Genomic DNA, 24785 nt, shown 5'->3' with positions numbered 1-24785 from the left:
TGTTTTTTGCGAAAATACGAATGTTTCGTAAAGAAACAAGCATGTGGGAGTTAATTGATGTAAAATGCTTCCATTTCTTCGTTTTTCAAAGAAACCTTGTATCTTTGCCGTCTGATACTTAACACTTAATATCTTGTCATATGAAAACCAGAATTCTTCTGATGGGCTTGTTGTTGGCTGCTGTTGCCAATGCCCAGACTGTCTATCACGATGCTTCCGCCTTCCCCCTTTTGGGCAAAGCAACAGAATCTACCCTTACCCGCTATGAGCGTCTGCCGGACTCTCTGCAGAACAGCTCCCGCAAGCCTTTGTGGGACTTGGGCCGCAACAGTGCCGGACTTGCCGTGCGCTTCCGTTCCAACTCTACAAGCATTTCCGCCAAATGGGAAGTAAGGAACAATATGAGTATGAACCACATGACGCCTACCGGTATTAAAGGCCTCGACCTCTACTGCCTGCAAGACGGCAAATGGATATTTGCCGGTAGCGGTCGTCCGCAGGGCAAGGTCAGCAAGGCGACTATCGTAAGCAATATGTTGTCCGAGGAGCGCGAATACCTTTTGTACCTTTCTTTATATGACGGGGTTACCTCGCTTTCCATCGGAGTGGATTCCCTATCTGCCATCACTCCACCGGCAGTGGACTTGCCGAAACGTGAGAAGCCGGTAGTATTCTATGGTACCAGCATCTTGCAGGGAGGCTGCGCTTCCCGTCCCGGCATGGCACATACCAATATTCTGGAACGTTGGCTCAATCGTGAGTGTATCAATCTGGGCTTTAGCGGCAATGCCTTGCTCGACCTGGAGATTGCCGATGTCATAGCCGGTGTGGACGCTTCTATGTTTGTCCTCGACTTTGTGCCCAATGCTACCGTGGAGCAAATGAGAGAGCGTGCCGATAAATTCTATACCATTATTCGCAGCAAGCATCCCGATACGCCTGTTCTTTTCGTGGAAGACCCTCTCTTTACCCACTCTCCTTTTGACACCAGGATTGCCAAGGAGGTGAAGGACAAGAATGAGACATTGAATGCCTTTTTTCGTTCTTTGAAGCAACGTGGAGAGAAAAACATCTATTTCCTTTCTTCCCGTGACATTATTGGCTACGACGGGGAGGCTACGGTAGACGGCATTCATTTTACCGATTTGGGCTTTATGAGGTATGCTGAGATACTTTACCCAATATTAGAGAAACACATGCGACCGTAATTAGGTATTACAGCCCCGTTTGTCTGTTTGCTGCCTTGCCGATGCTGTAGGGCAACTATTTGTTTCCTTTAACAAAACAGTCTGTTCCCTTATAGGAAACAGACTGTTTCAATATGGCGAACAAACTGTTTTTATATATTGGAACAAATTGTTCTGATACGCTGAAACAAAGTGTTCAAACGTATGTGAACACTTTGTTTCGTAGGCTTGGAACGATGTGTTACGCTTCTATACTCTTATGCTTCTTATACTCTTCAATTACATGTTTCCTGCTCTGCAATATCTGCCAGCGATATACCAGACACGTGGTGATGAAGTAGAAGCCCGTTTGTATCCATAGTGCCTGATACTCGAAAGAGACTTCATTGAGTGTGGCTCCCATACTGTTGATGCGTACGTAGCCGTTGATGCCGAAGGTAGAAGGGAAGATGTACGAGAAGTACTTCCAGAAAGCAGGCATGGCGGCTCCCGGCCACGAAATGCCGGAGAGGAACAGCAGCGGCACTGAGGTGAACACGAACAGCAGCATGCACGTTTCGCGGTTGCGGATGGCAATGGATGCTGTCATGGCAAAGAAAATACAAGCGGCCAGGTAGGGCAGGGTGAACAGAGTCAGGACACCGGGTATCGCTATTTGGTTGAGGCTGAAAAGCCATGGAACCACACACAGTATATATACCGATACCAGTGAATATACCATGAAGTAGCTCAGCCCTTTTCCCATCACAATGCGTAGTGTGCCGTTGTAGTGGCGGTTGATAGGCACCAGGTCGCGGAAGCGGTTCTGTTCGCGTGCCGTCCCGGCAGACAAGCCGATGCCGAGTAGCAGCGTTTGCTGGATAATCAATACCAATACTGCCGGAATCAGGAAAGCGGCAAATCCGTTGGTCGGATTATAGAGGGCGACATCCTCATACTCTATCGGGTAGGCGGTAATCTTGTCCTGGCGGTCGGTGGTATTGGCGCTTCGCTCCACTTTGATGTCTGCGTTCATGGCGAGCGACACGTTGGTGTTGGCGGTCAGCAAGGCTTTGTAATACAGCAGTCCGCTCATGTCGCAGAAGATACTGACCTGCGTCTGCTTACCGCGTACAATGTCGTCGCTGAAGCTGGAGGGGATGTAGATAATGCCGTATGCCCTGCGGTCTTTCAACATCAGTTTGGCTTCTTCCATATCGGCGCAGTAGCTCACGAGGCTCACTTCGGGACTGGAGTCCACTTTCCGCAGGTATTCGCGGCTCAACGAGGAGCGTGAGTCATCCACCACGACAGTGGGCACTTCGTGGATGGTTTCGTTGGTATAGATGAAAGCATATATCAACGGATAGACCAACGGAACGAGCACGAAGAAGATGAGCACGCCCTGGTCGCGGAAGGTTGTACCGAATTCCCGTTTCCATATATAGAACAAGTCATGAATGCCTTGTATCATTTTCTGTCTGAACGTCAGGTCTTTCATTAGGGCATGTATTTATAGTAAACCAACGCTCCTTTCAGCCTATGGGCTATAAGGAACGGGAGCATCATGAAAATAAGCAGCGCTACGTAGTTGACCCACGAGTAAATCATGGGGTATCCATTCAGTGCCTGGTCCACATAAATCAGGAAATAGTGGCGCAGGGGGAACAGATTTGCCAATGCCTGCAATACGGGGTGCATGCCCATGGCGGGGAATGACAATCCGCACATGGAGAAAGAGAGTACGCCCCATAGGGAAGCGAAACTGAGTCCCAGACGCAGGGTAGGCAGGGTTCCTATCATCAATATTCCCATGCCTTGCGATGCCAGCACCAGGCAAAGGGTGGCAAGCAGCATCGGCAGGATGCCGCTGTTGCAGGGAAAATGGAGGAAACCGTAGAGGTATACATTATATAATATTCCCATCAGGAAGAAGATGGCGGTATGCGGCAGCAGTTTGCCGGTAAGGGAAATCCAGATGGAGTTGTTGCCCATGCGCAGCCATTCGCGGGCTGTGCGGTCTTTTATCTCAACTCCGATGGAATAGACGGTCACCATGAAGATAAGCAGCATCAGTACACCCGGTGCAAAGGTGTTGCACAGATATACGGAGTAGTTCAGCCACGGGTTATTGAGTGGATGCGTATCTATGACGATGGGCTGGAGGAAGGCCATCGCTTGCTCCTCGGTAGCGCCTTTGGCATAGAGGGCGGTGCGGGCGGCGGCTCCCGATGCCAGTTCGCTCATCATCTTCATATCTTTGAAGAGCAGTGAGCCGGCAATGAGTAGTGTGTTGTTGGTGTAGAACGAGAGTTTGGGCTGCCGTTGCGCCTGCGCCTTGGCGGAGGTGCCTTCGGGTATATAGAAGAAGCCGTAAATCTCTCCGCGCTGCATGGCGGTGCGGGCTTCGTTGATATTGGGATAGCGAGCCACGACGGCTGTCTGCTCAAAAGCGTCCAAGTTACGTATCAGCTGGCGTGAAGTGGCACTCATGTCCTGGTCTACCACACCTACGGGCATGTCCGTAGGAAGCCCGGAGTCCATCAACGTGGTGAAGAATATGTAGCAGAACAACGGTGCTATCACCATACAGAACAGATAGAGCGGGCGGGAAACAAGACGGCGGCATTCGCGTCTTGCTACATTCCACAAAGCCGTATGTTTCTTATCTCTTTCCATCATCCTCCCCAATAACTCATAACTCCTTTTATTTCTCCAATATCACACTCATTCCCGGACGCAGTCCTTCCACCTTCTCTTGCGGAGCGGCTTTTACTTCGAATGTTTTCAGGTCGAACTGGCCGGTAGTCTTGGTCGCTTTCCAAGCGGCATATGTGCCGAGGTCTTTCATGTAGTACACTTTCAGGCGGATATTCCTATCGAGGGCAGGGATGAACGCTTCGAATTCGGTATTCATACCCAACCCTTGCAGCAAGTCCTCGCGTACATTGAAGGTTACCCACATGTCATCCAGAATAGCGATGTTCATAATGGGAGCACCCGTGCCCACAAGCTCGCCTACTTTGGGGAATATCTCGGATACCTCACCGGCAGTCTGTGCAATCAGGTAAGTTTCCTTGATGTACGATTCAACTTCGGCCACAGCTCCTTTAGCACGTTCCACCAAGGCAGCGGCAGCGGCTTTGTCCTCGCGTTCCGCACCGTTCTTGGCCATATCATACTGGGCTTTGGCGGCTTTCTCTGTAGCCTGGGCTGCATTGCGTTGGGCGGTAACTTCGTCAAGCTTTTGTGCAGACATCACGCCTTGGTCGTGCAGGTTCTTCACACGCGTGTAGGATTTTTCGGCAATCTCCAGTCCGGCCAGTGCCTTTTGCCACATTTCATAGGCAGCTTGTATCTGTTCCCGACGGGCGCCTTTCAAAGCTTTTTCGTTCTGGGCCTGGGCTGCCGATTCGGCGGCGCGTGCTTGTTCCAGTTTGGCCTGCACGTCCGGAGCCTCCAAAATGGCAAGGGTGTCTCCGGCTTGTACGCTTTGTCCCTCTTTTACACGAAATTCCAGAATACGTCCCGGCACTTTGCTCGATACTCGATACTCCGTTACTTCTGCTTGTCCTTGCACAATCTCCGGCCCTTTACGCAACATGAAGAAACCTACAAGGGCAACGATGGCAATAACTCCCGTCAGTGTGAGGAATGCCAACAACATGTTGCTGTTTTGTGATTTTGTATCTAACATATTATTTACTATTTACAATTTATGATTGAAGAAACGATCAATTATCAATTGTCAATTCCCCCGTTGCCTTTCTCAGATAGATTTCCGTCAGTTTTACGTCAATCTGTGCGTCTATCTTTTCCGATTGAGCAGAAAGCCATGCGGTATGCGCTTCGAGCACATTGCTGGCGGGTATAACGCCTTCCTCAAAGCCGAGTGTGGCGTATCTCAGGTTCTCGTTGGCTTTTTCCAGGTTCTTTTCGGCCATGGTCAGTTTTTTGGCAGCTTCGTTCACTTGGAAAGCAGACTGGTTGACCTGCAGCTCTATCTTTTCTTTGGCGTCATCCAACTGGTATTGGGCGATGCGTGCTTCCGATTTGGCTGCTTTTACTTTATAGATGCCTTCGCCCCAGTGCCAGATGGGTACCGATACCATGACACCCACGTTCCACATTCCTTTGAACTTCTTCTCAAAACTATTGAAGACGGAAGGGTTGGTTGCCATATAGCTGCCCATTAGTGCTATGGAAGGAAGATATTCCGAACGGGTGACATTTACTTTTTGCTTGTAAATCCGTGTGGCAAGTTCCAGGCTGCGTACTTCGGGGCGAGTGGCATAAACGTTGTTGATGTCGATGGCACCGTTTTTCAGAGTTGTGGGGGCCAGGTCTTCCTTCTGTTCGTCTGCGAGCATGATAGGAGTGGAAAGGTCAAGACCACACAGTTGGCACAGCAGCATCCGGGCAAGGCTCAAGCCATCGGTTACTTTGGTCAGAGTCATTTCGGCTTCATTCACTTTTACTTTGATGGAGAGTCCGTCTGCTTTGGTGGCAACGCCTTGGGCAATCATTTTGTCGACGTCGCTGTCGAGTTTCTGCAGTAGTTTCAGATAACCTTCTGCCAGCTTCTTTTTATGGGCAAGGGATACTACCTGCCAATATGCCTGGTCTGTACTCAGGATTACTTCCTGCATACCGGTGTTGTGCTGCTGGCGGGCCAGCTCTTCGGCGTATTTGGTGATTTTATTGTAGGCACGTATCTTGCCGCCCATATATAGGGGTTGGGTCAAGGTCAGTGCGCCCGCATACATGTTGCGGGTGTCTGTACGAAAGGCGTCAACCAAGGATTGGCCTGCACCGTCGAGGGCACCTACCAGGCTTTGTCCTAAAGCCGGCAGTTTCCCCGCTATTTCAGGATGAAGCTGCGCTATGACTTGGGCGGCTTGTTGCAAGGGGCCGCTGAGGTTTGTACCCAATCCGGACAAGGCCCCTTTTTGGGCATCACTGAGGATAGACAACTCTTTTTGGCTGCGCATATATCCACCGGTGGCCGAAATGTTGGGAAGGTAATTGGTGAATGCCGCCTTTTTTTGATAATGTGCAGCGTTGATTTTTTCTTGGCTTATCAGCAGTTCTTTGTTGTTGGAAATTGCCAATGCACGGCAACTATCCAAGCTCAATGCTTCCTGGGCCTTCACGGGGAAGGACAGGTATGCCAAACAGATGAAACAGAAGAACTTTTTCATTGGGCTATACATTAATTAAGGTGATGAATCGGTTACTTATACAACAACAATAATTGCATAAACAACGATGCAAATGTATAGGCTTTCAATGATATTGCAAAATAATTTAGAAATTTTTTTAGGCATAAGAACAAAAGAACACATTTTGCAGCGTTACGAAATCAGTAGTATGCCGCATGTTTTATGCTCTTTTGTTCTTACTTGTCTGAAAAATGTATTAATTCAAGTTGAATGATTGTGAACCGATAAGGGTGCCGTCAGTAAAAATGTCTACGCGGTAGGTACCTGCATAGAGGTATTCTTCTACATCCCAATATACGGTGACGGTTTGCTCTTCTCCGTTGTATTCTATATACTTCTTGATGGAATATACCAGTTCCCGGTTCTCGTATGGGAAGGTGTTTGAGGGACTTTTGGTCAGCACGTCATTGTCCGGTTTGGTGATGCGGATGTAGAGGGTGCGTTCGCCGGTTTCTGCAGTGATGTTTTTCACGATGGAGAAGTTTATTTTGAACTTCACGATGTCTTTCACTTTCTTGGCAGTCTTGCCGCGTTTGTTGGTGGGCTGCACAGAGATGTTGGTGGCGTCCAGTTGTGCGGCAAGCGTCACTGTCTTGGTCAGGTTCTTCTTTTCTTCGGACAAGTTGCTGATTTGCCGGGAAGCGGCGTTGTACTTTTGGGTGACATCGGCTATGATTTCCTTCTGTTGGGCAGTCAGGCGGTTCAGCGAGTCAATCTGGTTGATATAGCCTATCATGACTTTGCGGAGAGAGGCCAGTTCCTTCTTCAGACGGCGTATCTCGGTGGCATTGCTGCTCTTCACGGTGCGGAGTTCTTCCAATAAACGTTGGGTCTTCAGTTGTTCCTGCTCCAAAAGTACGGAGAGGGAGTCGTTGGAGACGGTCAGCTTCAGTTCGTCATATTGTCTGGCGAAGTCTGTGTATTGATTTTCAAGGTCTTCTTTATCCAGATTGAATTCCATCACCAGTTCCTTGTTGGTTTGCTTTTCGGAAATCAGCAGAATGGTAACTCCTATTAATAATAAGATAAGGAGGCTGCCTGCCACGATGAGAAGTGTATTCTTCTTAACTGCCATTTTTGATAATGATTAATGGTTAAGTGATTAATGGTTGTGGCTGATTATTCGTCCTACATTCATTAATCGTCCGCAAAATTAATCATTAATCATTAATCATCGTCCACTAATCATTGGCTAAATGTGTATTTAACTAAAATTATTACGGAAATATTTCTCTAATTACGAAGTTCGCTGTACTTTTGCGTCATCTTTAAAGAACACTTATAAACAAAAAACTTTAGAAATTATGTCAAAAGTAACCGTAGTAGGTGCAGGTAACGTAGGTGCTACATGCGCTAATGTGTTAGCCTTTAATGAAGTGGCTGACGAAGTGGTAATGCTGGACGTGAAAGAAGGCGTTTCAGAAGGTAAGGCAATGGATATGATGCAGACTGCTCAACTGCTGGGCTTCGACACCACTGTTGTAGGTTGTACCAACGATTATGAGAAGACTGCCAACTCCGACGTTGTAGTGATTACTTCCGGTATTCCCCGTAAACCGGGTATGACTCGTGAAGAATTGATCGGTGTTAATGCAGGTATCGTTAAGTCGGTTGCACAGAACATCTTGAAATATTCTCCGAATGCTATCCTTGTGGTTATCTCCAACCCGATGGATACCATGACTTATCTGTCATTGAAGTCTCTGGGCTTGCCGAAGAACCGTATCATCGGTATGGGTGGTGCTTTGGACAGCTCTCGTTTCAAATATTTCTTGTCTCAGGCTTTGGGCTGCAACGCCAACGAAGTGGAAGGCATGGTTATCGGTGGTCACGGTGATACTACCATGATTCCGTTGGCTCGTCTGGCTACTTACAAAGGACAGCCGGTAAGCACACTGCTGAGCGAAGAAAAACTGAACGAAGTGGTAGCTTCTACTATGGTAGGTGGTGCTACACTGACTAAGTTGCTGGGTACTTCTGCATGGTATGCTCCGGGTGCGGCAGGCGCTTATGTCGTTGAGTCTATCATCCACAACCAGAAGAAGATGATTCCTTGTTCAGTATATCTGGAAGGAGAATACGGTGAATCAGACATCTGTATCGGTGTTCCCGTAATCCTTGGCAAGAACGGTATCGAGAAAATCGTTGAACTGGAACTGACTGCTGACGAAAAAGCTAAATTTGCTGCCAGCGCTGCTGCCGTTCACAAGACAAATGCCGCTTTGAAGGAAGTAGGTGCTCTCTAATTGAGGGTAACTTAAAATGATAAGCAAACCTCACGGTCTTTTTCCGAAAGGAAAAGTCGTGAGGTTTTTTTTATTCTCCAAAAACAAGAATCATTATGAAAAAACTACTATTAGGTATTGCTGCCGTTTGCCTGGCTGGTTTTACTTTTGCGCAGGATGCTCCGCTGTGGATGCGTCATAGTGTCATCTCTCCCGATGGGACCACCATTGCTTTTACGTATAAAGGAGACATCTATACGGTGCCGGTTGCCGGTGGACGTGCCATGCAGATAACTACCAATCCCGCATATGATACGGCTCCGGTATGGAGTCCGGACAGTAAGCGGATTGCTTTTGCTTCGGACCGTATGGGAAGCCTGGACGTCTACATTGTGGCCAAAGACGGAGGCGAACCACGACGGCTGACTACCCACTCGGGAAGCGAAACGCCGCTTGCTTTTACAGATGCCGGACATGTCTTGTTCTCTGCGGGCATCATGCCGTCTGCCGAGGCTGTTGTCTTTCCCTCTAACGGGCAGTTCAACCAGGTCTATCGAGTATCAGTGGAGGGAGGGCGCCCGACGATGATTTCGTCCATGCCTATGGAGTGCATCTCCATCAATAAGGAGGGAGCGATGTTGTATCAAGATAAGAAAGGTTACGAGGACTACTGGCGTAAACATCACGTATCGCCCATTGCCCGTGACATCTGGATGTATACTCCGGGAAAAGAACCGCAGTACCGCCAGCTGACCACTTTCGGAGGAGAAGACCGTGAACCGGTTTGGGCTCCTGATGGAAAAACATTCTACTATCTGAGTGAGGAAAACGGCTCTTTCAATATCTACCGACGTACTCCCGGAGATGCGAAGGCCGTGCAGTTGACGCACTATACCAAAAATCCGGTACGCTATCTCAGTGCCGCTACGGACGGAAGGTTGTGCTATGGATTTGATGGTGAGATTTACACCCTGCTTCCCGGTGGAGAAGCGCAAAAGGTGAACATCAGCATTGTTTCCGACAGAAACGACAAGGACATTATCCGCCAGATTAAGAGTAGCGGTGCCACGGAAATGGCAGTGTCTCCGGATGGTAAGGAAGTGGCTTTCGTTTTGCGCGGCGATGTCTACGTCACTTCAGTGGAATATAAGACTACGAAGCAGATAACGAATACTCCTTGTCAGGAACGTACCGTAGACTTTGCCCCCGATGGGCGGACACTGGTTTATGCTTCCGAACGTGGCGGGCTTTGGCAACTTTACACTTCGACGATTGTGCGTAAGGATGAAAAGCTGTTTACCTATGCCACAGAGCTGAAGGAAGAACGCTTGACAAACTCGGATGCCGCTTCTTTCCAACCCCAATACAGCCCTGACGGTAAAGAGATTGCCTTTCTCGAAAACCGCAGCACCATCCGTGTCATCAATTTGAAGACAAAGGATGTGCGTACCGTTATGGATGGCAAGTACCAATACTCTTATTCGGACGGTGACCAGTGGTTCCAGTGGAGTCCGGACAGCAAATGGATTCTTTCGGACTATATCGGTGTAGGTGGATGGAACAACAAAGATGTTGTGCTGCTGAATGCCGATGGTAAGGGTGAAATGGTGAACCTGACCGAAAGCGGATACAACGATGGCAATGCCAAATGGGTATTGGACGGAAAAGCCATGATTTGGACCAGTGACCGTGCGGGGTATCGCAGCCACGGCAGTTGGGGAGCCGAAGACGATACTTATATCATGTTCTTTGATGCTGAAGCATACGACCGTTTCTTGATGAACAAGGAAGAAACCACTTTGCTTGAGGAAGTGGAGAAGGCAGAGAAGGAAAAAGCCGGGAAGAAAGACGAAAAGGATGCCAAGAAGAAAAAAGAGGATGCCGACAAAGATAAGGAGAAAAAGGTAGAGCCGTTGAAGTTCGATCTCGCAAACCGCTTTGACCGTATTGTACGCCTGACCGTCAATTCCTCGCATATGGCAGATGCCATGCTTTCTGCTAAAGGGGATAAACTCTATTATCTGTCTGTTTTTGAGGATGGGTACGATCTTTGGGAGCACAATCTGAAAGAGAATGTTACAAAAGTTCTTTTGAAGAAAGTAGGTGCAGGCGCTTTGCAGCCTGACAAGGAAGGGAAGAATATCTTCCTTTGTGCCCGCGACGGAATGAAGAAGATAGAGATTGAAGGCAGCAAGATTTCTCCAATTGAATTTGAGGCTTTCTTCGATTACCGTCCTTACGGTGAGCGTGAATATATCTTCGACCACATCTGGCAGCAGGTAAATGATAAGTTCTATGTGGCAGACTTGCAAGGTACGGACTGGAATGGATACAAAGAAACTTATAAGCGCTTCTTGCCTTATATCAACAATAACTACGATTTTGTGGAAATGCTGAGTGAGATGCTGGGTGAATTGAACGGTTCTCATACGGGAGCGCGTTATTATGCTTCGGGCGCAGCACTTCCTACGGCAGCTTTGGGAGTGTTCTATGATGAAGCTTATGCGGGCGATGGACTGAAGATTAAAGAAATTATAGCTCAGAGTCCATTGACGAAGAAAAAGACGGATGTCAAGCCGGGCTGTATTATCGAGAAAGTGGATGGTGTTGCCATTAAGGCTGGCGCTGATTATTTCCCGTTACTCGAAGGTAAGGCAGGCCGCAAGGTGATTCTCTCGGTCTATAATCCTGTTACCGGAAAGCGGTTTGAAGAAACCTTGAAGCCCATATCTTACGGTGCCCAGAATGAGCTGTTGTATAAGCGCTGGGTGGAAAACTGTCGCAAGAAGGTGGATGAATATTCCGGTGGGCGCATTGCTTATATTCACATCAAAGGTATGGATAGTCCGAGCTTCCGTAAGATTTACTCCGATTTGTTGAGCGAAAGCAGTCGTAAGAAAGAGGCTGTTGTGGTGGATACCCGCCATAACGGAGGCGGATGGCTGCACGAACAAGTAGCGACGTTACTTAGCGGCAAGGAGTATGAACGCTTTGTGCCGCGCGGCCAGTACATCGGCAGCGATCCTTTTGATAGATGGCTGAAACCTTCGTGTATGTTGGTTTGCGAGGATAATTACAGCAATGCCCACGGTACTCCTTTTGTGTACAAGACGTTGGGTATCGGTAAGCTGATAGGTGCTCCAGTGGCAGGAACCATGACTGCTGTCTGGTGGGAAAGCCAGATTGATCCAAGTATTGTATTCGGTATTCCGCAGGTAGGTTGTGTGGATATGCAGGGTAACTATCTGGAGAACCGGACTTTACAGCCGGACATCTTGGTTTATAATGAGCCGGAAGCTGTTTTGAAGGGAGAAGATGCACAGCTGAAAGCGGCGGTGGACCACTTGCTGAAGGGGTTGCAACAAAAGAGATGAGTTGTTAAAGCGCTGATTTTTATATAGAACTCAGATTATTTAACGTGAGTCCGACGAATTCAGACGCTCTGTTGATTCGTCGGATTCATGTTTTTTAAAGTTTTCTCACGTCAGTGTTCTATCTGCAAGAGTATATGACTGAGTTCCCGACATATAGGGACTTAGCCCCTTTCACATTACGACTGTAACCCCTAAACATCCGGATGATGTCTGTGAGAACACCCGGATGTTAAATCAAATTTAAAAGCTTTTGGTTGAAAATATACATTCTTATTGCTTCTACGTCTGGACTTGTTTTATTCTTCTGTCGCGTGTTGAATCAGTTATCGGCTACAGGTGGTAGGTATCTCATTTCGGTATGTCGTTTTCATCTATTCCCAGCCGAAACAAGGGCTGAATAATAATCTGTATTGTTTACAAATAGTGTGGGCCTGAATAGAGTCGTATTCTGAACCTAATTCTGTCGTATAGTGAATGCCATTCAGTCGTATATTGAATAAGGTTCAGTAGTATATTGAATGTATTGTGTTTAATGATGTTGATAATCAGGCTGTTATAGACTTTTGTTTCGTCCTTAATAAAATGCGACAAATTGCCGGAATATCATTGCGCTCATTTCGCAGTGGATACGAATAAGAATTTTGGGAAGTGATATAGGCTTATCTGATATCTGCCCCCCACATCAGTTTATTACGAAGCGTATCAAAAAAGATGTGGTTGTACCGCTTGACTACCTTTATGCTATAGTCGGCACGTGAGATGTGCAACCGGGTCGTTTCTTTGCAGGACTCGCTACGGCCGTCGATGGCAACCAAGAAGTTATGGCTGCGGCTTTCCACATCAAGTGTAATTTCCCAGTCGTCACAAATGACAATGGGACGGACGTTGAGGCTGTGTGGAGCCACAGGGGTGATGGCGATGGTTTTACTGTGAGGCACGATGACCGGACCACCGACGCTGAGTGAGTAGGCGGTGGAACCGGTAGGTGTGGAGACAACCAGGCCGTCAGCTTGATAGGTGGTCAACGGAGCGCCATTGATGGCGGCGTGGATACTGATCATGGACGAACTGTCCCGCTTCAATACGGCTATCTCATTGAGGGCGTAAGGGGATTGTATCAAGCGTTCATCGTCGCACCTCAGTTGCAGTACACTACGCTCTTCCACCTTATAGTGATTATTGTAGATTTCATCGAAGGTCTCTTCCATCTCTTCCGGTGAGATGTCGGCAAGGAAACCCAGCCGGCCGGTATTGATGCCCAATATGGGGATATTCTTCTTTCCTACACGGCTGGCTGCTTTCAGGAAAGTGCCGTCGCCACCGATGCTGATAACCATGTCGGCACAGAAATCATCTCCGTCAAACAATTCGGCGTCAGGTATGTTTAAATGTAAATCGGCAGTCAGGAAGTGATGGAATTCCCGGCAGATGCAGAGCTGTGCATTATGCTGTCCGAGCAACCGGAAGAGGTTTTCTGCATGCGAGGATTTCTTTGCTTGGTAGGTATTTCCGAATATGGCAAATTTCATAATCAATTCTGTTGGATTGAAGTGCAAAGATGCTATTTTTTTCTCAGAATGCTGCCAATATATAACTATTATTTGTACTTTTGTCCCAAACTATAAACCGAATTATGACTAGATTAAGCGTTAATATAAATAAAGTGGCAACGCTGCGCAATGCCCGTGGAGGTGATGTCCCGAATGTTGTGAAGGTAGCGCTGGATTGTGAAGACTTTGGTGCTGATGGCATTACGGTGCATCCCCGTCCCGACGAGAGGCATATCCGCCGTAAGGATGTATATGATTTGCGGCCGTTGCTGCGGACAGAGTTCAATATCGAGGGGTATCCTGCACCCGAATTTATGGATTTGGTCTTGAAGGTGAAACCGCATCAGGTAACTTTGGTGCCCGACAGCCCTACACAGCTGACTTCAAACGCAGGCTGGGATACCAAGACCCATTTTGACTTCTTGAACGAAGTGTTGGATGAGTTCAACAATGCTGGTATCCGTACTTCCGTATTTGTTTCCACCGATGCCGAAATGATAGAATATGCTGCCAAAGCCGGTGCCGACCGCGTGGAGCTATATACGGAACCTTATGCTACGGCTTATCCCAAAGGACGGGAAGCGGCTGTAGCTCCTTTTGTCGAGGCTGCCAAGGTGGCCCGCAGCTTAGGCCTGGGGCTGAATGCCGGACATGACCTGAGCCTGGTGAATCTGAATTATTTTTATCAAAACATTCCATGGCTGGACGAGGTGTCCATCGGGCATGCGCTGATTAGTGACGCGTTGTATCTGGGATTGGAGCGTACGGTCAAGGAATATAAAAACTGTCTTCGCTGATGAATGTAATGTTGTTATTGGCCCAAGTGGCTCCGGCACTGACTGACTCTATTGCAGGTGCCAATCCGGTACTGACACAAGTAAACGCTTCCGACGAAATGAATTTATGGAGCATGGCCATCAAAGGTGGCTGGATTATGATTGTCTTGGGTTTGATGTCCGTACTTTGTTTCTACATCTTGTTTGAACGTAATTATGTTATCCGGAAGGCGGGGAAAGAAGACCCTCAGTTCATGGATAAAATAAAGGATTATATTTTGGGTGGGGAATTGAAAGCTGCCATTGCTTATTGTCGCAGTGTGGATACTCCCTCGGCCCGTATGATTGAAAAGGGTATCAGCCGTTTGGGACGCCCGGTGAACGATGTGCAGGCTGCCATCGAGAATGTGGGTAATATTGAGGTTGCCAAACTGGAGAAGGGAATGACGATTATGGCCACGATTTCCGGTGGCGCTCCTATGCTAGGCTTCCTTGGCACGGTGACGGGTATGGTACGTGCATTTTGGCAAATGGCAAATGCCGGAAATAATATTGATATAACGTTGCTTTCCGGTGGTATTTATGAGGCGATGATTACCACGGTGGGCGGTTTGATAGTCGGTATCATAGCTATGTTTGCCTACAATTACCTGGTGACATTGATAGATGGCGTGGTCAACAAGATGGAAGCCAAGACAATGGCATTCATGGATTTGTTGAACGAACCGGCGAAATGATTAATTAAAGAATTAAGAATTAAAACTTAAAGGCGTGTTAAAACGTAGAGCTAAAATATCACCCAATTTCAGTATGGCGTCCATGACGGACCTGATTTTCCTGCTGCTGATTTTCTTTATGATAACATCTACCATGGTATCGCCCAATGCTATCAAGGTACTGCTGCCGCAGGGAAAGCAACAGACTTCTGCGAAGCCTTTGACAAGAGTCATCATAGATAAGAATCTGAATTATTATGCTGCTTTTGGCAATGACAAGGAACTGTCTCTGACGCTTGAAGAATTGACTCCTTTCCTACAATCGTGTGCGGAGAGGGAGCCTGAAATGTATATAGCTTTGTATGCTGACGAAACAGTGCCTTACCGGGAAATCGTGAAGGTGCTGAACATTGCAAACGAGAATAAATTCAAGATGGTGCTGGCTACACGACCACCGGAAAACTAAATCGTACATTGTACATGGCTAAATTGTAAATGCAATGGTGAATCGGAAGAAGAAAGGAAAATATATAGGTATGGCAGGTGCACTTGTGGTGCATGTTGCCATTATTGCCCTTCTGATACTGGTAGGATTCACACCGCCGGAACCCTCGGAAGAAGGCGGTGTACCCGTTATGCTGGGAGAGGTGCCCGATGCACTGGGCGCTGCCGACCCTTCTTTAGTAAAGGTGGATGTCATGCCGGAGGAAACCGCTCCTCAGGTGCAGGAAATGGTGGAGCAGGACATCATTACGCAGGAAACTGAAGAAACCGTTGCCATAAAGCCCAAAGCCGAACCCAAGAAAAAGGAGGAGGTGAAGAAACCGGAAAAGACGGAAGCCGAAAAAGCGGAAGAGGCTCGCAAACTGGCAGCGGCAAAAGCCGAACGGGAACGTAAGGAAGCCGAGGAAGCTGCCCGTAAACGGGTAGCTGGCGCTTTTGGCAAAGGTGCCCAAATGGGTAGTAAAGGCGATACGGAAGGCGAAGGTATTCAAGGAAGTCCTACGGGAAATGCTCCGTCCGGAGCCACTTCGGGTACGGGAGGCTACGGCTCGTTTAATTTGGGCGGACGTTCTCTTGGTGAGGGTGGATTGCCGCGGCCGGTATATAATGTGCAGGATGAAGGTAGGGTTGTGGTGACCATCACAGTGAACCCTGCCGGACATGTGATAGCAACCAGCATCAACCGCCAGACCAATACCGTCAATCCCGCATTGCGGAAAGCGGCGGAGGATGCTGCCAAGAAAGCCCGTTTCAATGCGGTAAGCGGCTTGAACAATCAGACGGGAACAATAACGTATTATTTTAATCTAAAATAAGAGGAGGAACAATTATGGGTACAGTTTATGTTTTTTTTGCCGACGGATTTGAAGAAATAGAAGCTTTTACTTCTGTGGATGTGATGAGACGCGCCGGACTGAACGTAGAAATGGTGACGGTAACCCCTGATGAAATAGTGACGGGAGCACACGATGTTCCGGTCTTGTGCGATAAGAATGTAGTGAACTGCGACTTCTTTGATGCAGAGCTTGTATTATTGCCTGGCGGTATGCCGGGTGCGTCCACTTTGGAGAAGTGTGGAGAACTGCGTAATCTGGTACTGCGTTTTGCCCAAGAGCAGAAACCGATTGCTGCTATTTGTGCGGCTCCTATGGTATTGGGTAAGTTGGGATTGCTGAAAGGCAAGAAGGCTACTTGCTATCCCGGCTTTGAACAGTATTTGGAAGGTGCCGAATGTACGGGTGCTCCGGTAGAAAGAGACGGTAATATCATCACTGGTAAAGGACCGGGCGCTGCCATGGAGTTTGCATTGGCCGTAGTGGAGCTGTTGCAAGGCAAAGAGAAGGTGCAGGAACTGAAAGAAGCTATGTGCGTAACAGATTTATGATTTTAAATCATAAATCATAAATCATAAATCATAAATGGTTCAGTATGCTCTGATTGTTGCCGGTGGCAAGGGCTTGCGCATGGGGACCGAACTCCCCAAACAGTTTCTCCCGATAGGGGGGAAACCTGTTTTGATGCGCACTCTGGAGGCGTTTTATGACTACAATGCTGAGATACGGATAATATTGGTGCTTCCCCACAGCCAGCAGGATTACTGGAGGCTGCTGTGCAGGGAGTACCGTTTTTCATTGCCGCATGCCATTGCAGATGGAGGGGAGACGCGGTTCCACTCTGTAAAGAACGGTTTGGCTTTGGTCAAGACACCAGCTTTAGTCGGTGTGCACGATGGGGTGCGTCCGTTCGTGGCCCGGGAAGTGATTGCACGCTGTTATGACTTGGCGGCCGAAAAAAAGGCCGTAATTCCGGTAATCGGTGTGGTGGAGACCGTTCGCCGTATGGAAGGGAAAGGCAGTGTGACTGTCGGCAGGGATGATTATAGATTGGTGCAGACTCCCCAGGTTTTTGATGCGGAACTGCTGAAAGCGGCATACGAGCAGCCTTATGCACCCCATTTTACCGATGATGCTTCTGTGGTGGAGGCATTGGGCGTATCTGTCTTTTTGACGCCGGGAAATCGGGAAAACATTAAAATAACCACTCCTTTTGATTTAAAAATAGCCACAGCTCTGATAGGTTCATGTTCGATTTAGCCACGCGTGACATAAAATATTTGTCGGGCGTCGGGCCGCAGCGTGCTTCGGTGCTCAATAAGGAATTGGGCATTTATTCCTTGCACGATTTGCTATATTACTTTCCATATAAATATGTAGACCGTAGTCGGATTTATTATATTCAGGAGATCGATGGGACAATGCCCTATATTCAGCTGAAAGGTGAAATACTAAGTTTTGAGATGGCTGGAGAAGGGCGCCAGCGCAGGTTGATTGCTCATTTCTCGGACGGTACGGGGGTGGTGGACTTGGTTTGGTTCCAGGGCATCAAATATTTGGTTGGGAAGTATAAAGTGCATCAGGAATATATTGTGTTCGGAAAACCGACCTTCTTCAATGGTAGAATCAATATGGCTCATCCGGATATAGACTCTGCTTCGGATTTGAAATTGTCGTCCATGGGGTTACAACCTTATTATAATACGACTGAAAAGATGAAACGGAGTTCTCTCAATTCGCATGCCATCGAGAAGATGATGAATACGGTGGTGCAGCAGTTGCGTGAGCCGTTGCCCGAGACCCTTTCTCCCGCTATACTTGCCGAGCATCATCTGATGCCGTTGACGGAAGCTTTGGTCAATATACACTTTCCCGCTAATCCGGATTTATTGCGTAAGGCAGAGTATCGGCTGAAGTTTGAGGAGCTCTTTTACGTACAGTTGAATATCCTGAGGTATGCAAAAGACCGTCAGCGGAAATATCGCGGTTATATTTTTGAAAGGGTGGGCGAAGTGTTCAATACCTTCTACTCCCGTAATCTTCCTTTTGAGTTGACCAACGCACAGAAGCGGGTGTTGAAGGAAATCCGTAAGGATGTAGGCTCAGGAAAGCAGATGAACCGCTTGTTGCAAGGGGATGTGGGAAGTGGAAAGACGCTTGTCGCACTGATGAGTATGTTGATGGCGCTTGATAATGGTTTTCAGGCATGCATGATGGCACCTACCGAGATCTTGGCAAATCAGCACTATGAAACCATCCGTGAGCTGCTGTATGGAATGGAGGTACGTGTGGAACTGTTGACCGGTTCTGTTAAGGGCAAGCGGCGCGAAGCTATCCTTGCCGGTTTGTTGACAGGAGACATACATATCTTAATAGGTACTCATGCCGTTATTGAAGATACGGTGAATTTTGCTTCGCTCGGTTTGGTTGTGATTGACGAGCAGCATCGTTTCGGTGTGGCCCAACGGGCACGCTTGTGGACAAAGAATGTACAACCTCCCCATGTATTGGTGATGACGGCAACCCCGATTCCCCGTACATTGGCAATGACGCTTTATGGCGACCTGGATGTGTCTGTTATCGATGAATTGCCTCCCGGACGTAAACCGATTGTCACTCTTCATCAGTTTGATAGCCGTCGGATAAGTTTATATCAGTCCATGCATAAGCAGATTGCCGAAGGCCGGCAGGTCTATATTGTCTACCCGCTGATTAAGGAAAGCGAAAAGATTGACTTAAAGAACCTTGAAGAAGGGTATCTGCATGTTTGTGAAGAGTTTCCCGAGTGTAGGGTTTGCAAGGTACATGGAAAGATGAAACCTGCTGAAAAGGATGCTCAGATGCAATTGTTCGTATCCGGCGAGGCACAGATAATGGTGGCTACCACCGTGATTGAGGTAGGTGTAAATGTGCCCAATGCTTCGGTGATGGTGATTGAGAACGCCGAGCGTTTCGGGCTGTCCCAGCTTCATCAACTTCGGGGACGTGTAGGACGTGGAGCTGACCAGTCCTATTGTATCCTGGTTACCGGCTACAAGTTGGCAGAGGATACAAGGAAGCGTTTGGAGATAATGGTGCGGACTAATGACGGCTTTGAAATAGCGGAAGCAGACTTGAAATTGCGTGGTCCTGGAGATTTGGAAGGGACACAGCAGAGCGGCATTGCTTTCGATCTGAAGATTGCCGATATAGCCCGTGACGGACAACTGCTGCAATATGTCCGTGAAGTAGCGCAAACGGTGGTGGATACAGATCCACATGGCATGTTGCCTGAGAACGAGGTCTTGTGGCGACAACTGAAAGCGTTGAGAAAAACGAACGTTAATTGGGCTGCCATTAGCTAAAAAACGGTTAAACATGCACTTTTATTACATTTTATGTTGTAAAACATGTTTGCTTGTAAGTCTCCTATCTATAGGGGATTAAGACATCTTTGCGAGCTTTACATTTTCCTCCTCTTCGAAAAAATAGTTAATGACTGATGTCGTTTTTCAGAGAGAAATGTTACCTTTGGGAGAATTTTTGAAAATCAATCTGGATATTCGCGTAGAACAAGTGGTGTTTGATTTGCCGAGATGCTTGCAACGGATATCAAAATGAATGACGAAACGGATGAATTTTAATTGGATAAAAACTGCTTTATTGGCTGCGACGGCAATGGTTAGCTTGAATTCTTTCTCGCAGGACTTGATTGCCCGCCAAGCCCCCGTCGACAGAAAACTTAAGAGTGTAGATTCACTGGCTTTGCAAAAACAGATACGTGCGGAACAATCATTGTATCCGGGTTTAGATTTGTATCCCAACTGGAACAACGAATTCGTACAAGCCTATGGCAATGCGATTGTGCCTGAGAGCTATACATTTGATTTGACCGGTTTCTGTATGCCTACTCCCAATACCCGTATCACAGATGTATTCGGTTACCGTCCCCGGAGAAGAAGAGCTCATTATGGTTTGGATATCAAGGTGTATGTAGGCGATACAATCCGTGCGGCTTTTGATGGAAAAGTGCGCGTTGTCAAGAATCAAGGTCGTCGTGGATACGGCAAATACGTTGTTATTCGTCACGACAATGGTTTGGAAACCGTTTACGGACACTTGTCTAAACAATTAGTTGATACAAACCAGTTGGTAAAAGCCGGCGAACCGATTGCATTGGGAGGAAATACCGGACGTTCTACCGGTTCACACCTTCACTTTGAAACCCGTTTCTTGGGTATTCCCATCAATCCTGCGCTTATGTTTGATTTTGAAAAGCAGGATATCGTAGCTGATTCCTATACTTTCCATAAGACAAAAGGCTCTTCCGGTACGGCGCGTAGCATGGCATCGGGTGAAGGTCTGTTCTATAAGGTGAAGAAGGGAGATACATTGGGCAGGATTGCCGCCCGTCAGGGAACCTCTGTAGACAAGCTCTGCAAGCTGAACAGAATTACGCGTAAAACAATCCTGAGACCGGGACAAGTATTACGCTGCTCATAAAAACGTAAACAATCTCTATAGAAGAGGGTACTTTAATAGATTTTAGAGTGCCCTCTTTTTCTTTTTCTTTAATTATTCCTATCTTTGCAGCGCACTGTGAAAATAGGCTGTATTCCAGCATAAACAAGCAAGGAAATGAAAGATACCAAGCAACAGTTTGAACATGTCATTGCGGTTTGCCGTGACTTGTTCTCCAAAAAACTTCATGATTACGGTCCGGCGTGGCGCATTCTTCGTCCGTCTTCTGTGACAGACCAGATATTCATCAAAGCTAACCGCATCAGAAGCATTGAAACGAAAGGAGTGACTTTGGTAGATGAAGGCATCCGTTCTGAATTCATAGCTATTGTCAACTACGGAATTGTAGGGCTGATACAGTTGGAGCTTGGATATGCCGAGGCTGCCGATATGACCAATGAAGAGGCATTGGTGCTGTATGATAAATATGCCAAAACCTCTTTGGAGTTGATGCTTGCCAAAAATCATGACTATGATGAGGCTTGGCGCAGTATGCGTATCAGTTCGTATACGGATTTGATATTGATGAAGATTTATCGGACAAAGCAGATTGAAAGCTTGTCCGGAGCGACTTTGGTTTCGGAAGGTATTGATGCCAATTATATGGATATGATTAACTATTCTGTATTTGGTTTAATTAAGATTGAATTTGGAGATTGACAAGAAACATATTATCAGGAAAGTTTGGGTGAACCTCTGCCGTTTTCTGTTGGGGGCTTTGTTCATATTTTCCGGATTTGTGAAAGCCGTTGATCCGTTGGGCTTCTTCTATAAAATTCAAGATTACTTGACGGCTTTCGGCATGATTTCCTGGTTTCCTTCTTATGCACCTTTGCTGGTAGGGATAGTGTTGTCTGCCATAGAGTTTAGTGTAGGTGTTTTCTTGTTTTTGGGTATACGCCGGAAGGTGGCATCTGCATTGGCGTTATTGCTGATGGCTGTAATGACTCCGCTAACACTTTATTTGGCTTTGGCGAATCCGGTATCTGACTGCGGATGTTTCGGTGATGCGTGGATATTGACCAATTGGCAGACTTTCGGCAAGAACGTAGTCTTGTTGGTGGCGGCAGTATCTGTATTCAAGTGGCAGGATTTACTGGTACGTTTCATTACTCCGAAGATGGAGTGGATGATTTCCATGTATACGTTTCTATTTGTGTTTGCGTTGTCCTTCTATTGCCTGGAGAATTTGCCGATACTTGATTTCCGACCTTACAGAATTGGAGCGAATATCAAGGAGGGCATGGAAATTCCGGAAGGTGCTAAACCAAGCGTGTTTGAAAGCCGGTTCATTTTGGAAAAAGGAGGAAAGCGTCAGGAATTTACATTGGACAACTATCCGGACAGTACATGGACGTTTGTAGAATCACATACGATACTGAAGGAAAAAGGTTATGAACCTCCCATTCATGATTTTTCCATGATGAGTCTGGATACATGGGAAGATATAACGGACAGCGTACTGTCGGATAAAGGATATACGTTTCTGCTGGTTGCCCATCGGATAGAAGGAGCGGACGACAGTAACATCGACCTTATCAATGAAATATACGATTACAGTGTGGAGCATGGTTATGGCTTTTATGCCTTGACTTCATCTCCGGAAGACGAGATAGAATTGTGGCGTGACAAGACTGGAGCAGAATACCCTTTCTGCCAGACAGATGATATTACGCTGAAGACCATTATCCGTTCAAATCCTGGTCTGTTGTTGGTAAAGGACGGAACAATTTTGAATAAGTGGAGTGACAACCGGCTGCCTGATGAATATGTGCTGACCGATAGCCTGGACAAGTTGGAATTGGGCAAGCAGAAACAGGAAAGTGACTTACAAACAATAGGCTATGTGTTGCTGTGGTTCATCCTTCCTCTGATGATGGTGCTTTGTGTCGATATTTTAGTCGTAAGGCGTCGGGAGAAACAACGCCTCAGACAACAATAGTATCAAATAGTAAATAGTAAATTGTCAAATAGTAAATACATTAACCCTTTTAATAATAAAAAAAATGAGAAAAAACATTGTTGCAGGAAACTGGAAAATGAACAAAACCCTCCAAGAGGGTATTGCTCTTGCAAAAGAACTGAATGAAACATTGGCTAACGAAAAGCCTAACTGTGATGTAATCATCTGTACTCCGTTTATCCACCTGGCATCTGTTACTCCTTTGGTAGACGCTGCCAAGATTGGTGTAGGTGCAGAAAACTGTGCAGACAAGGAGTCAGGCGCATATACCGGCGAAGTATCAGCTGCTATGGTTGCTTCTACTGGTGCAAAATATGTCATTCTGGGTCACTCTGAACGTCGTGCTTACTATGGTGAAACAGTTGCTATTCTGGAAGAAAAAGTAAAATTGGCTTTGGCTAACGGTCTGACTCCGATTTTCTGTATCGGTGAGGTATTGGAAGAACGTGAAGCAAACAAGCAGAATGAAGTGGTAGCTGCTCAGCTGGCTTCTGTATTCTCTTTGTCTGCCGAAGATTTCTCTAAGATTATCTTGGCTTACGAGCCGGTTTGGGCTATCGGTACCGGTAAGACTGCTACTGCAGAACAAGCACAGGAAATCCACGCTTTCATCCGTTCATTGATTGCTGAAAAGTATGGTAAGGAAATCGCTGACAACTGCTCTATCCTTTATGGTGGTAGCTGCAAGCCCTCCAATGCAAAGGAATTGTTTGCCAACCCGGATGTTGACGGCGGTCTGATTGGCGGTGCTGCCTTGAAGGTTTCTGACTTCAAGGGTATCATCGATGCCTTTAATTAATGGATAATGGAGGATTGATAATTGATAATGGGGATGTGCCCGTTGTCAGTTATCAATTCCCTTTGTTTTTCATTATCAATTATCTACTATCAATTATCAATTATGAAAAAGCTTGGTTTACTTTTAGTTGCATGTTTCGTTTTTGCAACGATTTCTGTAGCGCAGAACAATATTGTGAAAAGCCTGGAACGTAATGTACCAGGACAAGGCAGGGTGACTATCCATCAAGATGCGCGCATTGCGGCATTGATAGGTTCAGAATATGTACCTGCCGGTTCGGATGAGCAGAAAGTAATTAAAAGTTCGGGTTACCGCATACAGGTTTATGCAGGGAATAATACCCGTCAGGCCAAGAACGAAGCTTATGCGGTAGCTACCCGCATCAAGGAACATTTCCCCGAACTTACAGTTTATACCTCTTTCAATCCTCCTCGCTGGTTGTGCCGTGCAGGAGATTTCCGCAGTATCGAAGAAGCGGATGCCATGATGCGTCAGTTGCGGGCTACCGGTGTATTCAAGGAAGTCTCTATTGTGAAAGAGCAGATAAATATCCCTTTATAAAGAATATCATGTTAGGAAAAGAAGAAATTGTATCTCCTTCATTGGATGAACTGAAGGAACATTATCACCGCATCCTTACTCTGCTGGGTGAAGATGCCGGACGTGAAGGTTTGCAGAAGACACCTGAACGGGTGGCGAAGGCCATGTTGTCGTTGACGAAAGGGTATCATATGGACCCGCACGAGGTACTTCGTTCAGCCAAGTTTCAAGAAGAATACAGTCAGATGGTGATTGTGAAAGACATTGATTTCTTCTCACTTTGCGAACATCACATGCTTCCCTTCTACGGAAAGGCACATGTGGCATATATTCCTAACGGCTATATTACCGGACTGAGCAAGATAGCCCGCGTAGTGGATATTTTCTCTCACCGCCTGCAAGTGCAGGAACGTATGACTCTCCAAATAAAAGAATGTATTCAGGAGACGCTGAATCCGCTGGGGGTTATGGTTGTTGTGGAGGCTAAACACATGTGCATGCAGATGCGCGGAGTAGAGAAACAGAACTCCATTACCACTACATCCGATTTTACCGGAGCATTCAACCAAGCGAAGACCCGCGAGGAATTTATGAATTTAATCAGGCATAATTCTTGA

General features: G+C 46.9%; 22 protein-coding genes. 16 read left to right on the top strand and 6 right to left on the bottom strand.

Annotation, left to right across the window (positions count from 1 at the left end; genetic code table 11):
• The first annotated feature begins 140 nt into the window (after window positions 1-140).
• Complete coding sequence (locus tag HUX74_RS19370) at window positions 141-1208, top strand: SGNH/GDSL hydrolase family protein (RefSeq protein WP_174647247.1); 1068 nt, start codon at window positions 141-143, stop codon at window positions 1206-1208.
• Window positions 1209-1428: 220 nt separating this feature from the next.
• Here HUX74_RS19370 and HUX74_RS19365 read toward each other — a convergent pair whose 3' ends face one another.
• From HUX74_RS19365 to HUX74_RS19345, 5 genes are all read right to left on the bottom strand, one after another.
• Window positions 1429-2667 carry an ABC transporter permease gene (locus tag HUX74_RS19365; RefSeq protein ID WP_117965187.1) on the bottom strand — a complete coding sequence of 413 codons (1239 nt, stop codon included), beginning with the start codon at window positions 2665-2667 and terminating at the stop codon, window positions 1429-1431.
• Entirely contained in the window at window positions 2667-3845 is a 1179-nt protein-coding gene (locus HUX74_RS19360) for an ABC transporter permease (protein ID WP_119961270.1), read from the bottom strand. Before HUX74_RS19360 ends, HUX74_RS19365 begins: the two co-directional genes overlap by 1 nt.
• A 28-nt stretch (window positions 3846-3873) precedes the next feature.
• The gene (locus HUX74_RS19355) at window positions 3874-4863 is read right to left on the bottom strand and encodes an HlyD family secretion protein (protein ID WP_131225440.1); all 990 of its coding nucleotides are present in this window, start codon (window positions 4861-4863) and stop codon (window positions 3874-3876) included.
• A 37-nt stretch (window positions 4864-4900) separates the two neighbouring features.
• A complete protein-coding gene (locus HUX74_RS19350) occupies window positions 4901-6367 on the bottom strand; it encodes a TolC family protein (protein WP_117974254.1) in 1467 nt (488 codons plus the stop codon).
• 217 nt (window positions 6368-6584) lie between these two features.
• Window positions 6585-7463: a hypothetical protein gene (locus HUX74_RS19345; RefSeq protein WP_138344919.1), complete on the bottom strand. Its 879-nt coding sequence runs from the start codon at window positions 7461-7463 to the stop codon at window positions 6585-6587.
• 229 nt (window positions 7464-7692) lie between these two features.
• Between HUX74_RS19345 and mdh the strand changes: the two genes are divergently transcribed.
• Window positions 7693-8634, top strand: a complete 942-nt coding sequence (mdh, locus tag HUX74_RS19340) for a malate dehydrogenase (protein ID WP_005829779.1) — start codon at window positions 7693-7695, stop codon at window positions 8632-8634.
• A gap of 95 nt (window positions 8635-8729) precedes the next feature.
• A complete protein-coding gene (locus tag HUX74_RS19335; RefSeq protein ID WP_174647246.1) occupies window positions 8730-11987 on the top strand; it encodes a S41 family peptidase in 3258 nt (1085 codons plus the stop codon).
• A 659-nt stretch (window positions 11988-12646) separates the two neighbouring features.
• Here HUX74_RS19335 and HUX74_RS19330 read toward each other — a convergent pair.
• Window positions 12647-13516 (bottom strand): NAD kinase, encoded by an 870-nt coding sequence (locus HUX74_RS19330; RefSeq protein ID WP_174647245.1) that lies wholly within the window; start codon window positions 13514-13516, stop codon window positions 12647-12649.
• 104 nt (window positions 13517-13620) lie between these two features.
• Here HUX74_RS19330 and HUX74_RS19325 point away from each other — a divergent pair, with 104 nt between their 5' ends.
• From HUX74_RS19325 to folE, 13 genes are all read left to right on the top strand, one after another.
• On the top strand, window positions 13621-14334 hold the full coding sequence (locus tag HUX74_RS19325; RefSeq protein ID WP_005829949.1) for a pyridoxine 5'-phosphate synthase: 714 nt from the start codon (window positions 13621-13623) through the stop codon (window positions 14332-14334).
• The gene (locus HUX74_RS19320; RefSeq protein WP_005833356.1) at window positions 14334-15050 is read left to right on the top strand and encodes a MotA/TolQ/ExbB proton channel family protein; all 717 of its coding nucleotides are present in this window, start codon (window positions 14334-14336) and stop codon (window positions 15048-15050) included. Before HUX74_RS19325 ends, HUX74_RS19320 begins: the two co-directional genes overlap by 1 nt.
• 34 nt (window positions 15051-15084) lie before the next feature.
• A complete protein-coding gene (locus HUX74_RS19315) occupies window positions 15085-15495 on the top strand; it encodes a biopolymer transporter ExbD (protein WP_005833355.1) in 411 nt (136 codons plus the stop codon).
• Window positions 15496-15529: 34 nt separating this feature from the next.
• Window positions 15530-16348, top strand: coding sequence for a TonB family protein (locus HUX74_RS19310; protein ID WP_174647244.1), 819 nt, complete (start codon window positions 15530-15532; stop codon window positions 16346-16348).
• 14 nt (window positions 16349-16362) lie between these two features.
• On the top strand, window positions 16363-16917 hold the full coding sequence (locus HUX74_RS19305) for a DJ-1 family glyoxalase III (RefSeq protein WP_005829959.1): 555 nt from the start codon (window positions 16363-16365) through the stop codon (window positions 16915-16917).
• A gap of 34 nt (window positions 16918-16951) precedes the next feature.
• The gene (locus tag HUX74_RS19300; RefSeq protein ID WP_131225428.1) at window positions 16952-17626 is read left to right on the top strand and encodes a 2-C-methyl-D-erythritol 4-phosphate cytidylyltransferase; all 675 of its coding nucleotides are present in this window, start codon (window positions 16952-16954) and stop codon (window positions 17624-17626) included.
• On the top strand, window positions 17614-19710 hold the full coding sequence (gene recG / locus HUX74_RS19295) for an ATP-dependent DNA helicase RecG (RefSeq protein WP_174647243.1): 2097 nt from the start codon (window positions 17614-17616) through the stop codon (window positions 19708-19710). Before HUX74_RS19300 ends, recG begins: the two co-directional genes overlap by 13 nt.
• Before the next feature lie 268 nt (window positions 19711-19978).
• Window positions 19979-20848 carry a M23 family metallopeptidase gene (locus tag HUX74_RS19290; protein ID WP_117965248.1) on the top strand — a complete coding sequence of 290 codons (870 nt, stop codon included), beginning with the start codon at window positions 19979-19981 and terminating at the stop codon, window positions 20846-20848.
• Window positions 20849-20983: 135 nt separating this feature from the next.
• A complete protein-coding gene (locus HUX74_RS19285; RefSeq protein ID WP_005833349.1) occupies window positions 20984-21526 on the top strand; it encodes a DUF1599 domain-containing protein in 543 nt (180 codons plus the stop codon).
• Window positions 21516-22808, top strand: coding sequence for a BT_3928 family protein (locus tag HUX74_RS19280; protein ID WP_117965205.1), 1293 nt, complete (start codon window positions 21516-21518; stop codon window positions 22806-22808). Before HUX74_RS19285 ends, HUX74_RS19280 begins: the two co-directional genes overlap by 11 nt.
• Window positions 22809-22872: 64 nt before the next feature.
• The gene (gene tpiA / locus HUX74_RS19275; RefSeq protein WP_005829974.1) at window positions 22873-23628 is read left to right on the top strand and encodes a triose-phosphate isomerase; all 756 of its coding nucleotides are present in this window, start codon (window positions 22873-22875) and stop codon (window positions 23626-23628) included.
• Window positions 23629-23730: 102 nt separating this feature from the next.
• Window positions 23731-24189: an SPOR domain-containing protein gene (locus HUX74_RS19270; RefSeq protein WP_117600821.1), complete on the top strand. Its 459-nt coding sequence runs from the start codon at window positions 23731-23733 to the stop codon at window positions 24187-24189.
• Between the two features lie 8 nt (window positions 24190-24197).
• A complete protein-coding gene (gene folE / locus HUX74_RS19265) occupies window positions 24198-24785 on the top strand; it encodes a GTP cyclohydrolase I FolE (protein WP_005829983.1) in 588 nt (195 codons plus the stop codon).

Origin of the sequence: Bacteroides sp. Marseille-P8574, from assembly GCF_902825465.1 — a bacterium.
Lineage (GTDB): Bacteria > Bacteroidota > Bacteroidia > Bacteroidales > Bacteroidaceae > Bacteroides > Bacteroides uniformis.
Note: the sequence above shows the minus strand (reverse complement) of the source record. Positions and strands in the feature narration are given on the sequence as shown.

Coding starts and splice junctions, on each gene's coding strand:
- HUX74_RS19370 (WP_174647247.1), top strand. CDS start 141: ATGAAAACCAGAATTCTTCTGATGGGCTTGTTGTTGGCTGCTGTTGCC.
- HUX74_RS19365 (WP_117965187.1), bottom strand. CDS start 2,667: ATGAAAGACCTGACGTTCAGACAGAAAATGATACAAGGCATTCATGAC.
- HUX74_RS19360 (WP_119961270.1), bottom strand. CDS start 3,845: ATGGAAAGAGATAAGAAACATACGGCTTTGTGGAATGTAGCAAGACGC.
- HUX74_RS19355 (WP_131225440.1), bottom strand. CDS start 4,863: ATGTTAGATACAAAATCACAAAACAGCAACATGTTGTTGGCATTCCTC.
- HUX74_RS19350 (WP_117974254.1), bottom strand. CDS start 6,367: ATGAAAAAGTTCTTCTGTTTCATCTGTTTGGCATACCTGTCCTTCCCC.
- HUX74_RS19345 (WP_138344919.1), bottom strand. CDS start 7,463: ATGGCAGTTAAGAAGAATACACTTCTCATCGTGGCAGGCAGCCTCCTT.
- mdh (WP_005829779.1), top strand. CDS start 7,693: ATGTCAAAAGTAACCGTAGTAGGTGCAGGTAACGTAGGTGCTACATGC.
- HUX74_RS19335 (WP_174647246.1), top strand. CDS start 8,730: ATGAAAAAACTACTATTAGGTATTGCTGCCGTTTGCCTGGCTGGTTTT.
- HUX74_RS19330 (WP_174647245.1), bottom strand. CDS start 13,516: ATGAAATTTGCCATATTCGGAAATACCTACCAAGCAAAGAAATCCTCG.
- HUX74_RS19325 (WP_005829949.1), top strand. CDS start 13,621: ATGACTAGATTAAGCGTTAATATAAATAAAGTGGCAACGCTGCGCAAT.
- HUX74_RS19320 (WP_005833356.1), top strand. CDS start 14,334: ATGAATGTAATGTTGTTATTGGCCCAAGTGGCTCCGGCACTGACTGAC.
- HUX74_RS19310 (WP_174647244.1), top strand. CDS start 15,530: ATGGTGAATCGGAAGAAGAAAGGAAAATATATAGGTATGGCAGGTGCA.
- HUX74_RS19305 (WP_005829959.1), top strand. CDS start 16,363: ATGGGTACAGTTTATGTTTTTTTTGCCGACGGATTTGAAGAAATAGAA.
- HUX74_RS19300 (WP_131225428.1), top strand. CDS start 16,952: ATGGTTCAGTATGCTCTGATTGTTGCCGGTGGCAAGGGCTTGCGCATG.
- recG (WP_174647243.1), top strand. CDS start 17,614: ATGTTCGATTTAGCCACGCGTGACATAAAATATTTGTCGGGCGTCGGG.
- HUX74_RS19290 (WP_117965248.1), top strand. CDS start 19,979: ATGAATTTTAATTGGATAAAAACTGCTTTATTGGCTGCGACGGCAATG.
- HUX74_RS19285 (WP_005833349.1), top strand. CDS start 20,984: ATGAAAGATACCAAGCAACAGTTTGAACATGTCATTGCGGTTTGCCGT.
- tpiA (WP_005829974.1), top strand. CDS start 22,873: ATGAGAAAAAACATTGTTGCAGGAAACTGGAAAATGAACAAAACCCTC.
- HUX74_RS19270 (WP_117600821.1), top strand. CDS start 23,731: ATGAAAAAGCTTGGTTTACTTTTAGTTGCATGTTTCGTTTTTGCAACG.
- folE (WP_005829983.1), top strand. CDS start 24,198: ATGTTAGGAAAAGAAGAAATTGTATCTCCTTCATTGGATGAACTGAAG.